General features: G+C 45.3%; 17 protein-coding genes and 1 tRNA gene. 7 read left to right on the forward strand and 11 right to left on the reverse strand.

The window, feature by feature from the left end:
• Positions 1 to 71 precede the first annotated feature (71 nt).
• From infC to EDC63_RS01775, 3 genes are all read right to left on the reverse strand, one after another.
• Complete coding sequence (infC, locus tag EDC63_RS01765; RefSeq protein WP_442267841.1) at positions 72 to 605, reverse strand: translation initiation factor IF-3; 534 nt, start codon at positions 603 to 605, stop codon at positions 72 to 74.
• A 76-nt stretch (positions 606 to 681) separates the two neighbouring features.
• The gene (gene thrS, locus EDC63_RS01770; RefSeq protein ID WP_124948010.1) at positions 682 to 2,598 is read right to left on the reverse strand and encodes a threonine--tRNA ligase; all 1,917 of its coding nucleotides are present in this window, start codon (positions 2,596 to 2,598) and stop codon (positions 682 to 684) included.
• Positions 2,599 to 2,950: 352 nt separating this feature from the next.
• Entirely contained in the window at positions 2,951 to 3,415 is a 465-nt protein-coding gene (locus EDC63_RS01775) for a CBS domain-containing protein (RefSeq protein ID WP_124947668.1), read from the reverse strand.
• Between the two features lie 225 nt (positions 3,416 to 3,640).
• Here EDC63_RS01775 and EDC63_RS01780 point away from each other — a divergent pair, with 225 nt between their 5' ends.
• Together EDC63_RS01780 and EDC63_RS01785 are read left to right on the forward strand one after the other, a co-directional pair.
• Positions 3,641 to 3,913, forward strand: coding sequence for a hypothetical protein (locus tag EDC63_RS01780; RefSeq protein WP_124947667.1), 273 nt, complete (start codon positions 3,641 to 3,643; stop codon positions 3,911 to 3,913).
• Between the two features lie 137 nt (positions 3,914 to 4,050).
• Positions 4,051 to 4,668, forward strand: a complete 618-nt coding sequence (locus tag EDC63_RS01785; RefSeq protein ID WP_124947666.1) for an NAD(P)H-dependent oxidoreductase — start codon at positions 4,051 to 4,053, stop codon at positions 4,666 to 4,668.
• Positions 4,669 to 4,731: 63 nt separating this feature from the next.
• On the opposite strand, the gene EDC63_RS01790 is transcribed toward EDC63_RS01785, so the two are convergent.
• On the reverse strand, positions 4,732 to 5,937 hold the full coding sequence (locus EDC63_RS01790; RefSeq protein WP_223248423.1) for a class I SAM-dependent methyltransferase: 1,206 nt from the start codon (positions 5,935 to 5,937) through the stop codon (positions 4,732 to 4,734).
• Between the two features lie 128 nt (positions 5,938 to 6,065).
• Positions 6,066 to 8,720: a cation-translocating P-type ATPase gene (locus EDC63_RS01795; RefSeq protein WP_124947665.1), complete on the reverse strand. Its 2,655-nt coding sequence runs from the start codon at positions 8,718 to 8,720 to the stop codon at positions 6,066 to 6,068.
• A 232-nt stretch (positions 8,721 to 8,952) separates the two neighbouring features.
• Between EDC63_RS01795 and EDC63_RS01800 the strand changes: the two genes are divergently transcribed.
• The 4 genes from EDC63_RS01800 to EDC63_RS01815 are packed head-to-tail and all read left to right on the forward strand — an operon-like array spanning position 8,953 to position 13,108.
• The gene (locus EDC63_RS01800) at positions 8,953 to 9,675 is read left to right on the forward strand and encodes a cysteine peptidase family C39 domain-containing protein (protein ID WP_124947664.1); all 723 of its coding nucleotides are present in this window, start codon (positions 8,953 to 8,955) and stop codon (positions 9,673 to 9,675) included.
• A 4-nt stretch (positions 9,676 to 9,679) separates the two neighbouring features.
• Positions 9,680 to 11,149, forward strand: coding sequence for a RimK family protein (locus EDC63_RS01805; RefSeq protein WP_124947663.1), 1,470 nt, complete (start codon positions 9,680 to 9,682; stop codon positions 11,147 to 11,149).
• On the forward strand, positions 11,146 to 12,399 hold the full coding sequence (locus EDC63_RS01810) for a carboxylate-amine ligase (RefSeq protein ID WP_124947662.1): 1,254 nt from the start codon (positions 11,146 to 11,148) through the stop codon (positions 12,397 to 12,399). The genes EDC63_RS01805 and EDC63_RS01810 overlap by 4 nt, the downstream gene beginning before the upstream one ends.
• On the forward strand, positions 12,392 to 13,108 hold the full coding sequence (locus EDC63_RS01815) for an N-formylglutamate amidohydrolase (protein WP_124947661.1): 717 nt from the start codon (positions 12,392 to 12,394) through the stop codon (positions 13,106 to 13,108). Before EDC63_RS01810 ends, EDC63_RS01815 begins: the two co-directional genes overlap by 8 nt.
• A gap of 411 nt (positions 13,109 to 13,519) precedes the next feature.
• Here EDC63_RS01815 and EDC63_RS18655 read toward each other — a convergent pair whose 3' ends face one another.
• From EDC63_RS18655 to EDC63_RS01850, 6 genes are all read right to left on the reverse strand, one after another.
• The gene (locus EDC63_RS18655; RefSeq protein ID WP_124947660.1) at positions 13,520 to 14,077 is read right to left on the reverse strand and encodes a DUF2934 domain-containing protein; all 558 of its coding nucleotides are present in this window, start codon (positions 14,075 to 14,077) and stop codon (positions 13,520 to 13,522) included.
• Between the two features lie 201 nt (positions 14,078 to 14,278).
• Positions 14,279 to 14,794 (reverse strand): Hsp20/alpha crystallin family protein, encoded by a 516-nt coding sequence (locus tag EDC63_RS01830; protein WP_124947659.1) that lies wholly within the window; start codon positions 14,792 to 14,794, stop codon positions 14,279 to 14,281.
• A gap of 360 nt (positions 14,795 to 15,154) precedes the next feature.
• A tRNA-Val gene (locus EDC63_RS01835) sits at positions 15,155 to 15,231 on the reverse strand.
• 211 nt (positions 15,232 to 15,442) lie between these two features.
• Positions 15,443 to 17,671, reverse strand: coding sequence for a GTP diphosphokinase (gene relA / locus EDC63_RS01840; RefSeq protein WP_124947658.1), 2,229 nt, complete (start codon positions 17,669 to 17,671; stop codon positions 15,443 to 15,445).
• A gap of 67 nt (positions 17,672 to 17,738) precedes the next feature.
• On the reverse strand, positions 17,739 to 20,096 hold the full coding sequence (locus EDC63_RS01845; protein WP_124947657.1) for a DNA internalization-related competence protein ComEC/Rec2: 2,358 nt from the start codon (positions 20,094 to 20,096) through the stop codon (positions 17,739 to 17,741).
• Between the two features lie 62 nt (positions 20,097 to 20,158).
• Positions 20,159 to 22,720, reverse strand: a complete 2,562-nt coding sequence (locus EDC63_RS01850; protein ID WP_124947656.1) for a cation-translocating P-type ATPase — start codon at positions 22,718 to 22,720, stop codon at positions 20,159 to 20,161.
• 231 nt (positions 22,721 to 22,951) lie between these two features.
• On the opposite strand from EDC63_RS01850, the gene EDC63_RS01855 reads away from it, so the two are divergent.
• The gene (locus tag EDC63_RS01855) at positions 22,952 to 23,452 is read left to right on the forward strand and encodes a DUF2062 domain-containing protein (protein ID WP_124947655.1); all 501 of its coding nucleotides are present in this window, start codon (positions 22,952 to 22,954) and stop codon (positions 23,450 to 23,452) included.
• Positions 23,453 to 23,454 lie beyond the last annotated feature (2 nt).

A 23,454-nucleotide genomic window follows, 5' to 3' on the forward strand; every position in this document is an offset into this window, starting at 1 on the left:
CTTAACGCCGGGCGCTTTCAGCCAAGAAAGCTTTAAATAGCCCGGACATTACTTATTTTAAAAAGCTACGCTTACTTCTTTTTAGGAGAAAGCACCATTACCATTTGCCTGCCTTCCATTTTCGGAAACTGCTCAACCGTGCCAAATTCAGACAAGTCTGCTTCTACACGTTTCAACAGATTGTATCCAATCTCCTGATGAGCCATTTCACGACCACGAAAACGCAAAGTAATTTTGGTTTTGTCGCCCTCTTCCAGGAAACGTATCAAATTGCGCAACTTAATTTGATAGTCACCTTCATCCGTTCCCGGACGAAACTTTATTTCCTTGACTTGAATCTGTTTCTGTTTAAGTTTGGCTTCATGCTGTTTCTTGCTTTCCTGATATTTGAATTTACCAAAATCCATCAAGCGACAAACAGGTGGCTCAGCCTGTGGTGCGATCTCAACCAGATCAACGTCCACTTCTTCAGACAACCTTAATGCCTCAGCCAAACTGACGATACCAAGCGGCTCGCCTTCTAAACCAACCAAGCGGACTTCCGGTGCAGTAATTTCGCCGTTTAGCCGCTGCTCTTTACCCTGAGCGATAGTGAAAACCTCCAAATCAAGTTAACGCGAGGGGTGAAGTATACAGCAATGGAAATCAATTCCAAATACCGAACTTCACCCCTCGCTCAATTCAAGCCACAACACCTCGTTGTGACACTTCCTGTTTTAAACGCTCTACAAGTGTTTCCAGTGACATTTGCCCCAGGTCTTCTCCTGAACGTGCACGCACGGCAACCAGGTTTGCTTCCATTTCCTTATCACCAACGATGATCTGATACGGAAGCTTCTGTAAACTATGTTCGCGGATTTTATAGGTTATTTTCTCATTTCTCAAGTCTGTTTGCACGCGAAAGCCATATTTTTTCAATTCTTCTGCAACAGAAGTCACGTAAACAGCCTGTTTATCAGTGATATTCATAATTACCAATTGAACTGGTGCCAGCCACAACGGCATGGCTCCAGCGTGGTTTTCTATCAGAATACCAATAAAACGCTCCATGGAACCCAGAATGGCGCGATGCAACATCACCGGAACCTGGCGCGAATTATCTTCTGCTATGTAGGAAGCTTCCAGTCGCTCTGGCAATGCAAAATCCAGTTGAATAGTACCGCATTGCCAAACGCGACCAATAGAGTCTTTCAGAGAGAACTCGATTTTTGGACCATAAAAAGCGCCTTCACCTGGCTGCAACTCCCATGCCAAGCCTTTATGATTCAGTGCTGCTTCCAAGCCAGCTTCTGCTTTATCCCACAATTCATCTGCTCCAACCCTTTTTACAGGGCGAGTAGATAATTTAACCAGCACTTCATTGAAACCAAAATCCTTATAGACTTCCTGCAGCATATCTATAAATGCGCCGACTTCTTCCTGAATTTGCGCTTCAGTACAGAAAATATGGGCATCATCTTGTGTAAAACCACGTACACGCATAATGCCGTGTAGTGAACCTGATGGCTCATTGCGATGACACGATCCAAACTCAGCCAGACGCAATGGCAATTCGCGATAGCTCTTCAAGCCCTGATTGAAAATTTGAATGTGGCCAGGACAATTCATTGGTTTTACTGCGTAATCGCGGGATTCGGAATGCGTCGTGAACATGTTTTCACGGTAATTTTCCCAGTGTCCTGATTTTTCCCACAATGCGCGATCCATTACTTGTGGAGTGCGAACTTCCTGATATCCGTGGTCCACTAACTTGCGGCGCATGTATTGTTCAATTTGTTGCCAGATCTCCCATCCATTGGGATGCCAGAAAACCATACCAGGCGCTTCCTCCTGGATATGGAAAAAATCCAGCACCTTGCCCAGCTTGCGGTGATCGCGCTTTTCTGCCTCTTCCAGACGGTGCAGATAGGCTTCCTGGTCTTCTTTTTTGGTCCATGCTGTGCCATATACGCGCTGCAGCATTTCATTTTTTGAATCGCCGCGCCAATAAGCACCTGCCAACTTCATCAACTTGAATACTTTCAGTTTTCCAGTAGATGGCACATGGGGGCCACGACACAAATCGGTAAAATCGCCCTGGCTATACAGCGATACGTCTTCATCACCCGGTATAGACTCAATGATCTGCGCTTTGTAATGCTCTCCCAGATCCATGAAATACCGAATCGCATCCGTTCTTTCAAGCACTTTGCGCTCTACTTTTAAATCGCGCTTGGCAATCTCGCTCATTTTCTTTTCGATCGCAGCCAGATCTTCAGGTGTAAACGGGCGCTTATAGGAAAAATCATAATAGAAACCATCTTCGATTACAGGGCCAATCGTCACCTGCGCATCCGGGAACAGTTCTTTGACGGCTTGAGCTAGCAGATGGGCTGTGGAGTGACGTATTACATCCAATCCATCGGCGTCTTTATCAGTAACTATTGCAAGATCAGCGTTTTTTTCAATCAGATACGATGTATCAACTAACTTTCCATCCACTTTACCGGCTAGCGCAGCACGCGCCAATCCAGTACCAATGCTGGCGGCCACATCGGCGACCGTTACTGGACTGTCGAAATTGCGTTCAGAGCCATCAGGCAAACGGACAACAAGCATAGATACACGTTCCAGAAAAAACAAAAGTGCGGATAACCGCACTCTGTATTGTTGTAGGCGCGATCGGGATTATTCCCTCGCTTTCTAACCTATCAAAGGAAACGAATTTTCGTCCCCTTGTTAATTATTCAATTTAGCTAGAAGCACGGCGCCTGCTAAATCCGGAACCAGTAAATAGTACAAGACTCACTTCAAAAGTGCACTATCACTTTAGTTTCTCGGTAAAGGCGCATTTTCGCACAACCACTGTGATACTGCAATAAGCCCTCCCCTCTAGGAGAAAACTGCAGATATTCAACATTATTCAACTATGTTTTCCTTGGTTCTGTTTCTGAATATTGAAAAATTTGCCTCAAAAATGAACATGTGTTGAGCGGGTTTGACTTTCGTGTTTTATCTCATTTGAAACAGTTTTGCATAGCTCATTCATCTCTTCTGCCAGCAGTTCAAGTAAATCGTCCAGAGTCACAATGCCAACCAATGCCCCTTTAACATCTACCACCGGCAGTCGACGTACCCCTTTTGTTCGCATGTAACGCATAGTTTCAAAAACACCTTCACTTTCATTCACCACGGCAAGTTCGCTCCCCATAATGTCACCAATCGTAATTACAGATGAATCCAGTGCCATAGCGACAACTTCAATGACAAGATCACGGTCTGTCACAATCCCTATCGGACCTCGCAAGCCATTCATTTCTTCCACGATCACCAGGTCACCCGTATGATACTGGCGCATGAGCCGAGACGCTTCCAGAACGGTCGTATCTTTTGATGCTATCACCACTTCCCGGTTACAAATTTCATCTATAGCCATAATTTCACCCCTTGCACATTAACTCATACTGATCTGCTCTATTCCTTAATTTAAGATGTGCCATCACAAAAAATCAATACGCATTTATCAACAATTCAAGCAGTTAATTTCGCGTGTTGAACAAATTAAATTTCTCCAAAAATATTCATAGAGAAACTTCTATACTGAAATAGATGTGTGCATCGATTCATTATTTTCAGAGAACCTTATCAAGGAGAAGTCATAATGGCAGTCGTCAATATTGGCAACTACTACGCAGAATGGATGCCTTCCGGAAGCCCAGATAAACCAGGTTGTGGTCGGATCATTTTACGAAGTGCAACCCGTCTGACAGAGTTGTTTCGGCTAACCAACCTGAATTCGGATGACTTCCGCAATTTGCTCCACCTGTTGCAAACTGAAAAACCTCTTTTCTGGGATAGTGAGGCGGGATGGCTGCGAACTGCGCATCCACAGACACATGATGCTGAACCCGTAGGGGAGCAGGAAGGAAAATAAGCAACAGCACGAACTGTTACTTTTAAGACACTCGTTACCTCGATTGCCCCATAAATTTGGAGAATAAATACGCACTTTCTATCCGTTTTCGGGATTTATCCATTTGTGAATTGGGTAGATTTCATCAAGGAAAAGCCATGATAATGAAAAACGCCTTATTGGATGCATTCTATTTTCGCCATGCCTGCAAGTTGTTTGATGATTCAAGAAAAATACCGCAATCTGATCTGGATTTTATTTTGGAAGCCGGACGTCTCTCACCATCGTCAATGGGATTGGAGCACTGGAAATTTATTGTGGTTCAATCTCCGCAATTAAAAGTAAAGCTTCGGCACGCTTGCTCAGACCAACCACAGATCAGTTCCAGCAGCGATGTCATTGTTATCCTTGCCAAGATATCTGATTTGCAACCTGATAGTGCATACGTTATAGCGCAATTCAGCCGCCTTAATTTGCCTCCTGATAAAACTGAAGAATTTCATCAATTTTATCGTGAGTTTGTGCAAAACAGGGATCTCACGGATTGGAGCGTTGCTCAATGCCATATTGCCGCTGCCAACATGATGACTGCAGCGGCAGCAATCGGTATAGATTCATGCCCAATTGGTGCTTTTGGAACGGATCAGGTGAGGCACATCCTGCAAATTGATCACAACCAGTATGAGGTAGCTCTGGTTCTACCTATAGGCTATCGCAAGCACCCCCAACCTGCTAAGCACAGGCTGGCATTTTCGGATTTGATTGAGTTTCGCTAAATTTTGGAAAATCAGATCTCATTTTGTAATAGCTAATAACCAATTTGGTTGCTTGCATAGGGTTTATACATATACATGGTCGCGAGTATAGGGGTAAGGCAACGTTCCATCAGAAAGGGGTTTACCTGCAACGATCTGAAACAAGGACATCCATCCCCTTTCGAAAGCATGGGCTGAACCTCCCATATAGATGTGCCAAATTCGAAATTTTTTCTCACCTATCAATTCCTTTGCTTCCTGCTGACCGGCTTCCAGATTTTCTACCCAATTCCAAAGGGTTTTAGCATAGTGTGGACGTAAATTTTCTACATCCACACACTCAAGACATTGCTGAGACATGATTTCAATTGCATCTGACACATGAACCAGCTCTCCACCTGGAAAAACATATTGTTCGATGAATTCGCTGATTCCGCTGCCTAATCCATCTGTTCCAAGATTTGCTGCTGTGATCCCGTGGTTTAGCATCAAGCCTCCAGGTTGCAGTAACTGATATATTTTGCCAAAGTATTGGTGAAGATTTTTCATTCCCACATGTTCAAACATGCCAACTGATGAAATTTTCTCGTATTTTTCAGTTACCGGCACATCACGGTAATCCATTAACCTGACTTTGCATCTATCCTGCAAACCACGTTTAACAATCTGCTCTTGAACATATTCATATTGATTTAGACTCAGGGTGACTCCTGTTGCGTTGACACCATAATTCTCTGCTGCCCAAAATATTAATCCGCCCCAACCACAGCCAATATCGAGAAACTGCTCGCCAGTCTTTAAATCCAGCTTGCGGCAAATATGCTCAAGTTTTTGCTCCTGCGCCAAATCCAGACTGTCATCAGGGTGTTTAAAGTACGCACAGGAATAGACCATGCGTCTATCCAGCCACAGTTTGTAGAAATCATTAGATACATCATAGTGATAGCTTATTTCTTTGCTGGCATCTACCCTTGACTGCCTTAACCAGCTCAATCCTGTCCTGCTTGGTTGAGCAATGCAGGAAGCCGCATCACAAAACATTTCGCCTACATGAATGATGTCATGCATGCTTCCTTCCAAATCAATTTGTTGCTCAACGTAATTTTTTGCCAGCTTCCCCATGCTAGGGTTAGCCAATGAAGTTAGTGCATGGGGTGATCGCACAGACAATTTAACTTTAGAGTGTTTGCCAAGATTCATCTCTCGCTCATCCCAAAAATTAATGCTCATGGGCAAAACTAATTTTCGAATTCTCTGCTCTATCTGGTTAAACATTTGATCACGCAGCATAATGAGCTCTCCTCAAGCAGTTCTCATTTTTTTATAGCCTATATAAATCAGATATCTACCTGACTTGACATACATACTGTTGTAACATGTCAACCAGTCATTACTCAACGCCTGATGTCATGAAGCTTCTAGTGACGATTTCGTACGAAGTGCTTTCTTATCTCCTCCAGAAGCCCCATCCCCAAGGCCATAAGAATCATCAACAGCCAAATTTCTGCTGATAGTGGTTGAGTGCCGAACAGCATATTTCCAAGTGGTGTGTAAACAATTGCAAATATGATAGTAAGTTCGACAATCAAGCCAAGTATTAATAAAGGGTTTCGTTTCAGTGTAAAACGAAGTGAAGATTCTCTGGGATGACGGCAAAGAAATAAATTAATTACTTGCGTCATAACGATAGCAGCCAGGCAAGCCGTTGTGGCCTGTATGTAAAGTGATGAAGTTTTATTGAGCATCTCGCCATAGTGCCAACCAGCCTGGTATAACATAAAGAAAAAAATGGTCATTGCCACAGTCGCTTCCATCATTCCCAACCAGAGATAGGCCCTTGTAATGAGGGGCCAAGACAACAGTCGCTCATTTGATGGTCGCGGTGGCTGTTGCATCAGCCCACGATCTGGTCGCTCGGCCCCTAACGCAAGGGCAGGCAACATATCCGTACCTAAATCCACGGCCAGAATCTGGATGATGGTGAGCGGAAGCGGAATTTTGAACAGCACAAAAGCAAGGTACGGCACTATTTCCGGTATATTCGAGCTAAGAATATAAGTCAGAAATTTGCGAATATTCTCAAAAACCGCTCTCCCCTCTTCGATCGCATTGACTATGCTGGCAAAGTTATCATCCAGTAAAATCATGTCGGCCGCTTCTTTGGCAACATCAGTACCGGCTATCCCCATTGCAATGCCAATATGCGCAGATTTTAATGCTGGTGCATCGTTCACGCCGTCTCCAGTGACCGCAACAATTTCACCCTTTCTTTTTAATGCCTGAACAACCAGCATCTTCTGCTCAGCCGTCACACGAGTAAATAATATTTCCGGGCTATCCAGTGCGATCTGTAGTTGTGCCGGGGTTAATTTGCGTAGTGCTTCACCATGCATTACGAGAGGATTTTCGGTTTTCACCATGCCGATTTCACGTGCAATTGCAACTGCTGTATGAGGGTGATCACCAGTCACCATGATGACCTTGATACCTGCCGTGCGGCATCGTTCCATAGCTTCCGGCACTTCCGGCCTGGGCGGGTCCTGCAGCCCGATCAAACCTGAGAACACCATTTCTTTTTCAGCGGGAATCTCATTGATCAACAGCTTACGATAGGCAAAAGCCAATACCCGCAATCCTCTTCCAGCCATTTCCTCCTGCGCATCGCTTACACGACGTCGGGCTGTATCATCAAGTCGCGTCTGCACCCCACTTAAATCCACGTGTTCACACAAACTCATAATTGTTTCAGGAGCTCCCTTGCAATAAAGCCACAATTCACCACTATGTTCGATGACAACTGACATTCTGCGACGCTCGCTGTCTAAAGGAATCTCGCTAATGAGCGGTGCTTCGCCAAAATCATTCATATTTTTTGCAAACTCGGCAAGGGCCAACTCCATGGGGTCGCCAAGCCAGGTAACTTGGCTGTTATGAATACTGCGCTTAAGGCTATGGCAATACTGTGCATTACGCAGCAGTTGCACATTAATTGCGCAAGCATCAACAACATCTGGTGGGTAAAGTACGCCATCGGAAAAAATACGTTTCACTGTCATTTTATTTTGTGTCAGCGTGCCAGTTTTGTCGCTACAAATGACAGTAGTTGAACCCAAGGTTTCGACTGCAGGCAAGTGGCGTATCAAAGCATTCCGTTTTGCCATCCGTTGAGTAGCCATGGCTAATGACAATGTGACCGTAGGCAACAAACCCTCAGGTACGTTGGCAACTATAATTCCAATAGCAAACATGAAGTTATCCCAGAAAGGCAAACCGATAACAAAACCAATTCCGAAAAAGATCAATCCTAATATTGAAGAAAACATTGCTACCAGTTTTGACAAACGTACAATCTCTCGCTGCAATGGAGATCCTGCCTCGCCCTCGGTTTGCGTCAGATGCGCAATCTTGCCGAATTCTGTATGCATGCCTGTCGCAAAAATAACAGCCTTTCCTTCCCCAGATACCAGTGAAGTTCCTGCTAACAGCAGATTGTTTGCTTCAAGCGCCGAACCTATATCAGTGCCGGCTGCGGTTCTTGCCTTAGGCAAGGATTCACCGGTAATAGTCGAAGTATTTACCCTGACACCAGAAGCCTGAATCAGTCGGCAGTCAGCCGGCACATTATCGCCTTCAGAAAACAGGACAACATCACCTGGTACAAGCAAGTTGGCAGAAATTGTCTGGAGTTGTCCATCACGCATGACTTTCACATTCTGAGGCAACAAATTTCTGAGGGCTGAAATGGCTCGCTCGGCACGATATTCCTGCCAGAACGAGAAAAAACCGTTGATCAATATAACACCAACAATTGCAGTGACGAGCTGCCACATGCCTTCATCTGGGTTTCTGAGTTCAGCAAACATCGCAAGTCCTGCAGCAACCCATAGAATCAGCGCGAAAAAATGCGTGAATTCCTTTAAAAATCTAATCCAGAGAGGTTTACCTTTAATCTCTTCTATAAGATTGTAGCCAAATTCTCTCAGCCGCCTTTCAGCATCCGCAGAATTCAGCCCTTGTTCTGATGCCTTAAGGCTGGTCAGGACTTCAGCAATTGGCAGGTTTGCAATATTCATCGGCGATTAATGCATTTAGCTGTGGAAATACCATTTTTGAATTAACTATCATCAAATATAGCAGACAGCTCGCATAAAGCCGGTATTAGGGAATTTCACACCTCCCGATCTTTCCGATTACCCCAGTTCATCAATTATTTATTTTCATAATGGTAAATAAATTTGCCTTATCAACTATATTTAAATTGCGTACAAAAAAACCATTAAAAAATACATAGAAGGCTTTACCAATATGCTGCCAACTACGCTGAAACTGCCTGTCAAAATGCAGCCTCAGCCAAATGAAACCACTTGCGGGCCTACCTGCCTTAATGCGATATATCGTTATTGGGGAGAAAATGGATCACTTGACAGTGTTATTGAACGAACACAAAAATTCGAACATGGGGGAACATTTGCAGTCTTTCTTGCTTGTGATGCATTGCGCAAAGGTTTTAAGGCTACCATTTACACTTACAACCTGATGGTATTTGACCCCACCTGGTTTGCCAAGCCGGCAGTGGATATCGCCGAACGCCTTCAGCGCCAGAGTGAAGTTAAGAATGACTCCAGACTATTGCTTGCCACTGCAGGTTACCTGGATTTTCTGAATCTGGGGGGCCGACTTCGATTCCAGGACCTGACACGCCCGCTTATCAGGGGATTATTACGTCGCAATACGCCGATACTGACTGGACTAAGTTCAACTTATCTTTATCGTTGCGCACGAGAATACGGACCTGAAGACACCCCGGACGACGTTCGTGGTACACCAAGCGGGCATTTTGTCGTCATAGCGGGATACAACAGGATAAACCGCACAGTCTTGGTAGCGGACCCCTATGGGCCTCACCCATTCGGCCCCACTCATGAATATTGGATAAATATCGATCGCGTATTGGGTGCTGTATTACTCGGTATCGTCACTCATGACGCCAATCTGCTAGTCATTCAACCCCAGCGCGGCAAAAAATAATCCAATGCGTAACTTGTTCGTCGTGAATAACCCTCGGGACTGGCCACTTGAAGTACCGGGTGTGGAGGTAGTACCTGCGCGCACCTATCTCACCGATCCAGCCTATGGTAATGATCGCTCTATCAAGGTATTTAACCTTTGCAAATCCTACCATTACCAAAGTATCGGCTATTACGTTTCGTTGCTTGCGGAAGCGCGTGGCCAGAAACCGCTTCCAAAAGTTGGCACAATGGAAGACTTGCAATCACAAAATCTGGTTCGCCTTCTTACTGAAAGTCTGGATGAATTGATAGAAAAATCATTATCAACCATTAAATCGGATGAATTTGAGCTCAGTATCTATTTTGGACAAAATTTAGCCAATCGATACGCTACGCTGAGTCATCAACTTTTTAACCTGTTGCAGTCGCCCCTGTTGCGCGCTTATTTCGTGCGCAAGCGCAATCAGTGGCGCATCCGTACTGTACGGGCTATTGCTGCCAGTGACATTCCGCCCCATCATCAGGAATTTGTGGTGAAAGCTGCGACTGACTATTTCATGGGGCGCAGACAGCACATGCGTAAACGGCCAGCACCGCGTTACGACCTGGCCATCCTGCATGCACCTGACAATACAGAGCCGCCATCCAATTCAAAGGCCATGAAAAAATTCGAGAAGGCAGCTGAAAGCCTGGGCTTGCAAGTGGAGTTTATCACCCGTACAGATATTGGCAGACTGCCAGAATTTGACGCCTTATTCATTCGCGACACCACTTACGCTAATCATTACACTTTTCGTTTCTCCCGGCGTGCTGTTGCAGAAGGCCTGGTGGTAATTGATGATCCCGATTCCATCCTAAAATGCAATAACAAGGTCTACCTGGCAGAATTGCTTACTCGAAACAATATTCCAACGCCCAAAACGTTGATCGTTCACCGTGACAATATTGAACAAATTGTGCCTCTCCTTGCCCTGCCCTGTGTGCTTAAGCAACCTGACAGTTCATTTTCGCGTGGAGTAGTAAAAGTTACAACAGAAGCGGAATTGCGCACTAAAACAAGCGAACTCATGGAAAAATCGGAACTCATTATTGCTCAGGAATGGCTGCCAACGGAATTTGACTGGCGTGTTGGTATTCTGGACCGTCGTGTGCTTTTCGTGGCCAAATATATGTTCCCTCGCGGACATTGGCAAATAGTCAAACGTGATGAACAGCGGCAAATCTTAAGTGAGGGGCCTACGGTGGCTGTGTCAGTGAGTGAAGCGCCTGAGGTAGTTGTGATGACCGCACTCAAGGCAGCTAATCTCATAGGGGATGGGCTATATGGCGTCGACCTCAAACAACAGGAAAACCGTTGCTATGTTATCGAAATTAACGATAACCCAAATGTCGATGCCGGAAATGAAGATGATGTGCTGAAAGATGCAATCTACCGGGAAATCATGGGATCATTTTTGAGGCGCATCGAAGAACGTAAACGGGGTTCGCGATGAGTGGTAATTTGGCACTCCATGCGTTCACGGGGTATGGAATAGAGCTGGAGTACATGATTGTTGATCAACATACCCTTGCTGTCATACCCATGGCTGACGAGCTGCTACGTATGGAAGCCGGAAGCTATGTTTCAGACGTTGCAAGAGGGAAAGTCGGTTGGTCCAATGAACTGGTCAAACATCTCATAGAAATTAAAAACCCCTCCCCTGTTCCAGCCATCGCGCCCCTTGTTGCTACCTTCCAGGCAGAAATTCAATACATCAACCGATTGTTAGCACCTCACAATGCAATGCTCATGCCTTCAGCCATGCATCCATGGATGAACCCAAGTAACGAAACAAGGCTATGGGACCACGATCATGCAGATATTTACCAAGCTTTTGACCACATTTTCAATTGCAAACAACATGGCTGGGCAAACCTGCAAAGCATGCATTTGAATTTGCCATTTTTCAATGACGAGGAATTCTCCCGACTCCATGCTGCAATCCGGCTTGTACTTCCCATCATTCCGGCTATCGCCGCAAGCTCACCCATTATAGAAGGCAATCTCACGCATTTTCAGGATTGTCGTATGGAAGTGTATCGCTCCCACCCTATCAAAATCCCTTCCATTATCGGCCAAGTCATTCCTGAAACTGCGATGACAAAATTCCAATACGCTGAGCAGATACTCTCCCCCATGTATCGCGACATAGCGATATTTGATCCCGATGGGGTGCTTCAACATGAATGGCTCAACGCCCGGGGCGCCATTCCGCGCTTCGATAGGAATGCGATAGAAATCAGGGTAATTGATCTGCAAGAATGTCCACAGGCAGATCTTGCTATTGCTAGTGCTGTCATTGCTGTTGTCAGAGCCTTTTATGATAACCATTGGGCGACACTGGAAAAGCAACAACAGTTCAGCACGGAGCGCCTGGTACAGATCATGCACCACTGCATACGCGATGCTGAAAAGGCAATGATAGAAGATGCAGACTTTCTTACTCTTATGGGTTTCCCCGTGGCAAGGTGTGAAGCACGGGAACTGTGGCGACACTTTATCGAAGTGTTGATGTGGCATAAACCTGCCCACGATGAAACCGAGCATGCAATCTTGAATATCATTCTGGAACAAGGGCCACTTGCTCGCCGCATTCTTCAAGCCGTTAGCGGAGATTTCAGTCATCAAAACCTGAAAGCAGTTTACCTGTCGCTTTGCAATTGCCTCGAAAATGGGCAAGTGTTTCAACCGCAACATGCCTAAGACCATTCAATTTCTGATTACTTGCGAGCACGGCGGCAATCGGATTCCCCCTCAATTTCGTCATCTGTTCACAGGCCATGAGCTACTGCTTGAATCTCATCGTGGCTACGATGCGGGCGCGCTTGCCATGGCAAAATTACTGGCCAAAACACTCTCCGCACCCTTGTTCATATCTACTACCAGTCGCCTGCTCATCGATCTCAACCGGTCTATCGGGCATCCGAAACTTCACTTTGAAACCGTGTCTCAAGCGCCATCAGCCATTCGCGATGACATATTTAAACACTATTACCTGCCGTACCGAAACAAAGCTGAGTCGGTTATTGCCAATGCCATTAAACAAGACAAAATGGTTATTCACATTTCATCTCATAGCTTCACACCCGAGCTTAACGGAGAAATACGCAATGCTGATATTGGTCTGCTTTATGATCCAACGCGACAAGCCGAAGCTGAACTATGCTCTCGCTGGCAAACCGCATTTAAATCACAGCTACCCAAACTGAAAGTGCGCAGAAACTACCCCTATACAGGTAAGTCTGATGGTTTCACAGCCTATTTAAGACGCCAGTTTAAGCCTGAAAATTATGTGGGAATAGAATTGGAAATCAACCAAAAACACGTTTTCAATGGAACGCGGCAATGGCAATCTTTAAGAGAAACCGTCATCCGTAGTCTGCTGGAAGCATTGCAAACTGACACGCGATGATCACCAAGGGGTTGCTGAAAACAATTGATAGTTTTCATCAATCCTCCGCCAAGAGATTGAATAACACTTCAAATCAACCAGCTATCAGGAAGTGCCATCCTTCGCCTCGCCAGTAGCCGTTTGCGCTGTTCTCCGGAGTTCCGTCATTTTGGTGTTCATTTCATCCAGTTCTGTCAGAATTTATCTGACAAACTCATTGCGACCTTGATTCAATTTGCCTGCCTTCGCCACGTTGCCCTCAGTGGTTGACTTCTGAACCTCTTCAGAACTTGTTTTAAGTGGCGAAGGTTCTTCCTTTTTTTGGCACCCAGTCACAGTTACGACTAAACTCAATATCATGAACTTCAATAGTCGATTCATTGCACGCTCCGATCACTTGGAAACCAACTATTCAAACTCACCCCGGACAACTCATTTAAAACGAGATGCAATTTGATTGAGCGCTTTTCGCATTTCGTCCCAAGCCTTTTCAGTGCCACCTTTCAAATCCTCCCAGGCATCTTCAGTTCGCTGGCTCAATTCCTGCATTTTTGCATGAGCGACAGCCCTTTTACCCGAAAGAATTTGCAACTGTTTTTCATAATCCTCGCGAATCTCTGCTGTAGTTTCCAATGCCTTTTCTTTTAATTCAGCAAGCTTCGCGTCCCACTCTTTGAGCTGCGCTTCAAGCTTACTTTGAAAAGCTTGTTTATTCCCCCCATTCGATTCGCTATTTTGGTGTTGAAGAATACGCTCGATTTCTGCTTCAGCCTCAAACCAGTCGTGTGAAGGATCTCCCGATACGAAACCGCGACTTTCGGCACGAAAATAGGCTGCCTCTGCAATCATGTGATAGCGTTCTTCCGGAGTAACAGAATTTGTAATCTGAGCAGCAGAACTTGCCTGTTTTGACTTACTAGATATATTCGTTTTAGAGGTAGGGGATGAATTATTACTCTTGCTTCGGGATTTAGATTTAACTTCTGACATAACAAACACTCCTGAATGAAATGGCTTAATAAAACCAACTCGCTCCAAGTAATAGCTGAAACATTAATAATAAAATAATAACAATATGTTATTGCGATTTATTAATGTTAACTATAACAATTTTTCGAGCGCAAATCCATTTACAGCTGATTTACACTCGAAGTCTTACTGAACGGTCACATCAAAAAAGTTGTTTGATATTTAATCGATATTGACACTATGGCGCTTGGATTTCTTCAGTTTGGGAATAGTCATTTCCAACAATCCATCCTTAAAACTCGCTTTCGCATTGTCCGGATCAACATCGTGGGGCAGAGATACGGTTCGAGCAAATGCACCTCGTGATATCTCACACCGGTAATAATCACCCTTCTCTTCTTTTTCTTCGTGACTGGATTTACCTTTGATGGTAACCGTGTTTTCTGTCACAGAAATATCCAGATCTTTTTTATCAACACCTGGAACTTCTGCCCTTACCAAAATATCCCCATCATGTTCAATAATATCCACACTTGGCACTTTGCCTTCAAATGCCCTGTCAAAAGAACGCAACATTGGGCGATTCATTTGAAAAGGACTCATCCATCCACGCTGTAAAAAATTATCGAACATCTCATCCATTTCTTCAAACGGATTCATCACACGCATAGGCGCTGATTTTTGTATCTCTTTACCCTTATTTGATGTTGCCACTCCGGTTTTTGTAGTATCGTCCATGATGTATCTCCTGAATTATATTTTTGCGTTCAAATAAGGCAGTTAAAATCCACCTGCGTTTACTATAGGAAACGTAAATAATATTTCAAGACGATTGATATATTCAACTATATAAATAACAATGTAACCAATTGAGTAACAAGTAATTTTTTAAACAAGGTTTTTTGCAATAATCAATCACAAAAATTTGAAGCGTTATCAGAAGTGATCAATTGAGAAAATCTGATACGCAAACATATGACATTTTAGAGATTACTATCAGATTTTGTAACAGATAATTAGGATTATAAAGAAGGGGAGAAAAAATCCAAAAACATGGATTTTTAACATATAGCTACAAAATTATAACTAAAATAAATGTGGTAGGCGGTAGAGGACTCGAACCTCCGACCTTCTGGATGTCGACCAGACGCTCTAACCAGCTGAGCTAACCGCCTAAAAAAGCCTGCGTATTGTAACCGAGAATTCCATTGGGTTCAATTAGCGAATCGTAGATTAACCAATTGAACTACCTGAAAGCGATATTTTTCAAATGAATTGAAGATAAACAACAAATAGCATTTAAAACAAATCCATCGTATTTTCAATTCATTACCATTAAAGAAACACATGAATCACAGGTGTATACAACTTATTACACAAACAAGATTAATTTTGACGTCTGGCTGTCATTACATTGGGAACATGGTGAATCAACGCTATCAATCGACTTAATTGCTCAAGATCAGCTATTTCAATCGTGAATTGCATCTTGGCCCGATTATTTTTGCTTAACGTATTAACCTTGGTCACATTAACCTTTTCTCTGACAAAAACATCCGTGATATCACGCAGCAAGCTCTGTCTGTCATAGGCATCCACTTCAACATCTACCGCAAATGCAGAGGCTTTTTTTCCACCCCACTGTGCATTAACTAGCCGACTCCGCCTTTCATCCGTCAGGCGCAACATAGCCTTGCAGTCGCTACGATGAATAGTCACTCCCCTGCCACGCGTCACATAACCTACTATGGGATCTGGCGGTGCCGGTTTGCAGCACTTTGCCATGTTGGTGAGCAAATTGCCCACTCCTTCAATCAAAATACCTGCAGGGGATTCGGTTGCTACCGATGGCCTTGGTGTGAAAGGCTTGCTCACTTCTTCGGTTTTAGGAGCGACTTCATCCTGGATAGCAAGTATGATCTGGCGGTGCGTCACATCGCTACGTCCAATAGCAGCCAGTAAGTCTTCCAGCTTATTGAAGTGCAGTTTTTGGGCGAGCTTTTCTTGATTAAGCGATGTCACACCTAGCCGATGCAATTCGCGATCCAGTTGCGCTCTGCCTTGCGAGACATTTTCTTCAAAATTCTGATACTTGAACCAGTGTCGCACTTTGGCTCGGGCACGGGGGCTTTGAAGATAGCCTAGACTGGGATTTAACCAATCCCTGCTTGGTGCGCCCTGTTTTGTAGATAGAATCTCAACACGCTGGCCATTCTGCAACTTGTAGTTGAGCGGCACCATGTTGCCATCCACCTTGGCGCCCCTAGTGCGGTGCCCCAGATCGGTGTGCAGGAGGTATGCAAAATCTATGGGAGTTGAGCCCTTTGGTAAATCAATGACTTTACCCTGAGGTGTCAATACGTAGACCTGGTCCTGGAACAATTCATTTTTGAACTGCTCCATCATGTCACCGCTATCGGTTACCTCTTCTTTCCATTCCAGAATTTTGCGCAGCCAGGCAATCTTTTCATCAAACCGGGCATCTGACTTGCCACCCTCCTTATAGCGCCAATGGGCTGCCACACCCAGTTCAGCATGTTGATGCATCTCATATGTACGTATTTGCACTTCCAGCGCAAGCCCTTTAGGACCAATGACTGCGGTATGCAAAGAACGGTAATCATTGCTTTTGGGGTGTGAAATGTAGTCATCGAACTCGCTGGGTATTGGCTGCCATAAATTGTGGATTAACCCGAGCGTGGAATAACAATCTTTGACATCATCAACCAATATTCTGACGGCCCGCACATCATACAATTCACTGAATTCAACCTGCTTGCGTTTCATCTTGTTAATGATGCTGTAGATGTGTTTTGGTCTGCCTGTGACCTCAGCCTTGACGCCTGCCGAAGCAAGCTCCTGCTTTAATTGCTGCAGGACATCTGTAATATATTTTTCACGGTCAACTCGACGTTCATCAAGCAATTTGGCTACTTTTTTATAAAGTACCGGTTCCAGATAACGCAGGGAAAGATCTTCCAATTCCCATTTAATTTGCCAAACGCCAAGCCGATTAGCCAATGGGGAAAACAGTCCCTGGGTTTCCCGTGCAATGAATTTCTGCAAATCTTCCGGCGCATTCGCCAGACAACGCATGGTTTGAGCACGTTCAGCCAGTTTGATCAATACAACGCGAATATCTTCCACCATCGCCAGCAACATTTTGCGAAGACCTTCTACTTGCTGGGTGTTATCGCCTTTTTTCTTGTCCTGTTCCTGGCTTTGCTGAGCATGCATTTCACTGAATTCCTGAATTTGCTCCATACGTGAAATGCCTTCCACCAGTTTGGCAACATTCAGACCAAAACGCGTTGTCAGCGTTTCCATCCAATCATCCATGGACTCAGGTACTGCGTGCAAAATGGCAGCTGAAATAGTTTCAAAATCCATATTCATGCTGATCAAAATCGAAGCTGCGCCCAACGCATGCTGTATCAAAGGCGCGCCTGTGATCTCTGCTTTACCGACATAGAGGGGCGTTACAAATTCACAGGCCTGTCGAAGCGTTTCAATCTCAGCAGGTGTAAAACGTTGAGAAAGAGAATCAAGCCAGGTCTGAACATCCCCGCCTTCTTTGCAGGGGGAAGAATTTAAGGTGTGGTGAACTGAAATCATGAAATATTATGGCATAAATGCAATGTAATTTCGTTTTTTCCGCTAGTACTGCCAAGTATTAAAATCGTCAATCCCACCAATAACGGTGGTGCTCTTGCCGATATTCACTGGATATCAAATTCAAATTTTTCTCGAATTTATATTCAATTGCACCACCCAGATCAGAACGAATCAACTTGCTTCCCAGCAAATTATATCGCTCAATGATTTGTTGCTTTGGGTGGCCGTAACGATTGCGATACCCAACTGTAAAAACCACATCATCCGGCGCAACTTTCGCTATAAATTCTTCTGTCGATGACGTTTTGCTGCCATGATGGGGGGCCAATAAAATTGTCGATTTTAGGGATTGCGGTGCTCTATCCAGCAATTCCTGTTCCGCACCACGCTCAATATCCCCAGTCAGCAAAACACTGCCATAGGGCGTTACAATTTTTAATACACAACTTCTGTCGTTATCTTTTAAGGTATCGTTTAAATAGCTTTCAGAAGTGGGATACAGCATTTCAAAAAAAATGCCATCCCATTGCCACGATTGTCCTGCGTAACACCGTTTTGATTGTGATGCATGCTTTAGTATCGGACTATCAAGCGGCAAGGATGATGCCATCCATTCAACCGGTATGCCATCCAATACTGAAATAGCGCCTCCGCTATGGTCAAGATCATTATGCGTCACGATCAGGCCATCCAGATTCCGTATGCCTGCTCCTCGCAGGTAAGGCAAAATAACGCGATTCCCGCTATCTGACTCTTCTGTAAAACCCGGGCCGGTATCATAAAGCAAGGCATGATGTTCGGTTTTGGCAACCACTGACAAACCCTGCCCGACATCCAGTATGGTCAACCACAACGCATCGCCTTTTGGCGCGGGTGCCAGTATCAAGAAAACGGGTAATAGACTTATCGCACCCAGCCAGCGCCCGGGAAACCCCCTCGGCAATAAAAGCCATAAAATACCAAACATTGCGACAGGTGCTGTCCATGCCACCGGAGCGTGCTGCTGCCATACTGCGTCGGGTAGCGCGCTTAAATACATCAGCCCTTGCATGCACCAATCCATAACGGTGTGCGCAAGGATTAACAGAAAACCGAATCCGGGAATAATACCTGCCAACGTTAACGGTACAACTATTAAACTGACAACCGGAATAGCAAATGCATTAGCAATGGGCGATATGATGGAGACTTGCTGAAATAACACCAATAACGCTGGAACAAGTCCCAAAGTAACGGCCCATTGTGTAGTGATAGCCTCACGAAACCAGTGTGGCTTACCTATACGGCCTACGCTCACATATAGGATGACGGCAACCGCACCGAATGATAACCAGAAACCTGGTGACAATACGGCCCATGGGTCAAGCAAAGAAACCACCAGTAGCGCTAGGGAAAGAACGACCGAAACCGAAGTAATTCGGCCTGCCCACAATGCTGCAGCAACGATAGCCAGCATATAAAATGTGCGCTGCGCAGGGACAGCAAAGCCAGCTATGAGCGCATAGCTGAGTGCAGCCACAACACCAACCAACAAAGCGGCTTTACGCGCAGGCAGCCATAAAACCAGCCGATGGTTGCGACGCCATAACCAGTAGGTTAATGACAGAAACAGTCCTGAGATCATGGTGACGTGTAATCCGGAAATCGACATCAGATGATTGACGCCGGTGCGCAAAAATACCAGCCACTGAGATTGCGGCACTGCACTCTGCTCGCCTATTGCAAGGGCTTCCAGTACACCTGCGTATGGCCTGTCGCCCAGACCTTGCTGCAGCCGCTGGGCAATATATTCGCGAAGGGATTCGACCAGATAAGATGGTCTGGGAATAAATGCCTGTAACCGTTGGTTTTCTGCATTATTTCGGATGCTCCCTGTTGCACGTATATTGCGTTCCAGCAACCATGCTTCATAGTCGAATCCATAAGGATTAACATTACCGTGGGGGCGCTTCAATCTCACAGTCAACACCCAACGTTCTCCCGCATGCACTTTTGTAACAGGATTTTCGACCGGTTTGTGAAAATCTCCGCTGTACCAACTAAGCTGAATATGGCTTGGCACCATTGCGCCAGGAGTAATTACCTGCTCAACGTCAAACTCGAAACGGGTACCACTTTGGCTCAGTTGGGGTAATGCTGCTACCACACCTACTATCTGAATATCTTTTCCTTCCCATGCCTGAGGTAGCGTTTCAGCAAGCCGGTGATGTGCCATTTCAGCAGCAAATAAATAACCCAGCCCAAGAAAAAATGTGTTGATTAATAGAAGTCGAATTACGAGGGTGTATTTAGTGGATGCAGGAATAATGGCCCATACCACCAAAGGGATGGCCAAAAATAACCAGTTCCAGCTAAATGCTGGCAGGAACGGTTGTTGCTGAAGTAGCCATACACCTGAAACAAAAGAAAAAATATTGATGCGCACGCAGAAACAAACCAAAGCCCAATGAGAATGACGCTAGCATACACGAAATATCTGCTTTTGTTTCAGAATTGCTGTTTTCTGCCATTCCACAATTTCATGGCTTCAAACCACAAAACACTGGCGAACCCTGCACTGGTACAAAGCAACATATCATCCGCATGCAAGGTAGCAAAGTGGAAAATATCCATTAGCGCCGGAACGTACAAAATCAGCCCAAGAAAAACAATAGTCCCGGCCAACACCCACCACAAGGCACTATTGGGTTGGGAAAACATGCTCAATATACTGCGTGACCGGGAACGATTGGTCAAAATCAAGTTCAAATTAGCAATCACCAAAGTTGCAAATGCCAACGTGCGTGCTTCTGCTTCACCCTGACCACGATGTAAAGCGATGCCATAGACAGCCAGCACTATCATCAACACACTCACCCCTTGCATAATGCTCAACGCTAAGGTCCAGCCACCAAACAAAGGCTGATCTGGATGGCGCGGCGGACGACTCATGACGTTATTTTCTTCGGATTCCGCTTCCAACACAATGGAACAGGCTGGGTTAATCACCATTTCCAGAAAGACAATATGCATGGGCGATAAAATCAAAGGCCATCCCAGCATTAAAGGAACAAGTGTGAGGCCGGCTATAGGCAAGTGCGCTGCCAGTATGTAAGACATCGCCTTTTCCAGGTTATCGAAAATGCGTCTGCCCAAACGGATAGCATGCACGATAGAACTGAAATCATCATCCAGCAAAACCAAAGAGGCGGCCTCGCGCGCTACGTCCGTCCCCCGGCCACCCATGGCAATACCAATATGGGCCGCCTTGAGGGCAGGGGCATCATTGACGCCATCTCCCGTCATGGCCACCACTTCACCATTGGCCTTAAAAGCATTGACTAGCCGCAATTTCTGCTCCGGAACAATACGGGCAAAAATACTGGCGGATCGAATTCTCTTCTGCAGTGCGGTGTCATCGAGATTATCCAGCTCTTCGCCAGTCATAATTTCACAATTTGCACATAATCGCGCCTGCTGCGCAATAGCGCTTGCAGTGCCTGCAAAATCGCCGGTAATCATGACCACACGTATGCCCGCACTTTGACACTCTTTGATTGCTTCCGGTACATTGGGGCGTATCGGGTCTGCTAGGCCGATCAACCCTAAAAACACAAAATCAAAATCATGTTGAATTTGTGGCCAGGGCTCGCCCTGGCATGTTGCTTTTGCCATCGCCAGTACGCGCAAACCTTCACTGGCCATTGCATTGGCTTGTGCTGAGATTATCTTTAGCTGAGACTCGTTCATGTGACACAAGTCAGCTATGGATTCTGGGGCTCCTTTTGCAGCTACAACAAATTCATCACGATCTGTTGCAACCCACACATGGGACATGGCCAGTAAATCGGGTGCAAGAGAATATTCGTGGACAATAGACCATGATTGGTGAAGATGTTCCGTATTAGCCAAATAATGGGTACCGAGCCGATGAAACGCCTTTTCCATGGGATCGAAAGGCTCTACTTCACTGGCCAATATGCTGAATTCAACCAGTTCATGAAAGGATTCAGGCAATTCCTGATTCTTATCTTCGTAATCAATAGCATAGCTATCTTGTCCGGCGTAAAGCTTGCTTACCGCCATCTGGTTTTGCGTTAACGTCCCGGTTTTATCCACGCACAGCACCGTTGCAGAACCAAGTGTTTCCACAGCTGGAACACGGCGTGGCAGCACATTCTGACGGGAAATTCGCCATGCGCCCAAAGCCAGGAATACGGTAATAACAACCGTAAACTCTTCAGGCAGAATCGACATGGCAAGGGTAATACCGGCGAGCAACCCATTCAGCCATTCACCACGGTTGATGACATACAACGCTACCACCAACAGGCTTAAGGCCGTGCCAATCAATGCCAAATTACGAACCAGGCGCCCGGCCTGATGCTGTAATGGCGTCTTTTCCGGTTCATGGGATTGCAATGCTTTGCCGATTTTGCCTATCTCGCTATGCACCCCTGTTGCAAGTACCTTTGCTATCCCCTGCCCTTGTACCAACATCGTACCGGAATACACAAACGGCAAGTCATCGCCACCAGGACGCACCAATTTCAAGACACCATCCCATTTTGCTTTTCGCACAGTCACGGATTCACCCGTTAGCAAAGATTCATCCGCTTGCAGATCGTTACACGAAAACAATACGGCATCTGCTGGCACCCGATCACCTTCAGCCAGCAGCAAAATATCGTCTTGCACCACTTCCCGTCCAGGAATGCGTTTTTTTTCGCCATCACGAATGACTAATGCGCGCGGACTGGTAAGATCGCGCAGTGCTTCAAGTACTCTTTCGGTTTTTCGCTCCTGGTAAATCGTAATACCCATTACGATAAAGACAAACATTAACAACATCAGTGCCTCACGCAAATCTCCCAACACCAGATAGATCAGCCCGGCCGCTACCAGAAGCAAAAACATGGGCTCCCGCACAACATCAAAAGCAATACTCAAAACGCTACGCACTTTGGTGGATGGCAACTCGTTAAATCCATCTGCTTTTAAACGAACACTCACCTCCACTTGGGTAAGGCCAAGCAGTTGTTTAGTTTCATTTAAAGGTACTGTTTTCACTATCGGTCAATTCATTCGATTTAAGATTCATTTGGTTGCGTATTGAACCTGTTAGTAACCACAGGAGTCTACTTACTTTAATATAAACCATACCCACACAGCAGTCTTTATATAAAATAGACAGAAAGAGTTATCTTATTTCGAATTACAAAGGTTAAGAACAGTTCAGTGCCACGCAAATATTTCAGAAAATACTTACCTACCCACGCCGAAATCCTGCAGAACAAACTCATGAAAGTTTTCGGGTCTGTGTTGCATCACCACAATTTATGGCATCTCAACCGTCAGTCTGTTGCCGGAGGCGTTGCGGTTGGCATGTTTACAGGGATGATTCCCGGCCCGGTACAAATGATATTTGCAGCTTTATTTGCAATTATATTCAGGGTTAATTTACCCGTAGCAGTTGCTGCAACCTGGTTTACCAATCCGGTCACCTCTGTACCAATTTTTTATTCAGCATATAAAATTGGCAGTTTCATTACAGGGAAGAATGCAGGGAACATCCCGCCGCTGACATTTAACTGGCAGGAAGATAACTGGCTGGAATTTCCGGTTCTATTCATCCAATGGCTCAGTTCGCTGGGTGAAACGTTTTTAATTGGCACAGCAGTGCTGGCCAGTTTACTCTCATTGATCAGTTATTTTCTGGTACGGCTATTGTGGCGACTATACATTGTTGCTTACTGGCATCGACGCAGAAAGCGCATCAAGCCAGCTGATAAAATACAATAGCG

Origin of the sequence: Sulfurirhabdus autotrophica (assembly GCF_004346685.1) — a bacterium.
Taxonomy (GTDB): domain Bacteria; phylum Pseudomonadota; class Gammaproteobacteria; order Burkholderiales; family SMCO01; genus Sulfurirhabdus; species Sulfurirhabdus autotrophica.

Coding starts and splice junctions, on each gene's coding strand:
- thrS (WP_124948010.1), bottom strand. CDS start 2,598: ATGCTTGTTGTCCGTTTGCCTGATGGCTCTGAACGCAATTTCGACAGT.
- EDC63_RS01775 (WP_124947668.1), bottom strand. CDS start 3,415: ATGGCTATAGATGAAATTTGTAACCGGGAAGTGGTGATAGCATCAAAA.
- EDC63_RS01780 (WP_124947667.1), top strand. CDS start 3,641: ATGGCAGTCGTCAATATTGGCAACTACTACGCAGAATGGATGCCTTCC.
- EDC63_RS01785 (WP_124947666.1), top strand. CDS start 4,051: ATGATAATGAAAAACGCCTTATTGGATGCATTCTATTTTCGCCATGCC.
- EDC63_RS01790 (WP_223248423.1), bottom strand. CDS start 5,937: ATGCTGCGTGATCAAATGTTTAACCAGATAGAGCAGAGAATTCGAAAA.
- EDC63_RS01795 (WP_124947665.1), bottom strand. CDS start 8,720: ATGAATATTGCAAACCTGCCAATTGCTGAAGTCCTGACCAGCCTTAAG.
- EDC63_RS01800 (WP_124947664.1), top strand. CDS start 8,953: ATGCTGCCAACTACGCTGAAACTGCCTGTCAAAATGCAGCCTCAGCCA.
- EDC63_RS01805 (WP_124947663.1), top strand. CDS start 9,680: ATGCGTAACTTGTTCGTCGTGAATAACCCTCGGGACTGGCCACTTGAA.
- EDC63_RS01810 (WP_124947662.1), top strand. CDS start 11,146: ATGAGTGGTAATTTGGCACTCCATGCGTTCACGGGGTATGGAATAGAG.
- EDC63_RS01815 (WP_124947661.1), top strand. CDS start 12,392: ATGCCTAAGACCATTCAATTTCTGATTACTTGCGAGCACGGCGGCAAT.
- EDC63_RS18655 (WP_124947660.1), bottom strand. CDS start 14,077: ATGTCAGAAGTTAAATCTAAATCCCGAAGCAAGAGTAATAATTCATCC.
- EDC63_RS01830 (WP_124947659.1), bottom strand. CDS start 14,794: ATGGACGATACTACAAAAACCGGAGTGGCAACATCAAATAAGGGTAAA.
- relA (WP_124947658.1), bottom strand. CDS start 17,671: ATGATTTCAGTTCACCACACCTTAAATTCTTCCCCCTGCAAAGAAGGC.
- EDC63_RS01855 (WP_124947655.1), top strand. CDS start 22,952: ATGAAAGTTTTCGGGTCTGTGTTGCATCACCACAATTTATGGCATCTC.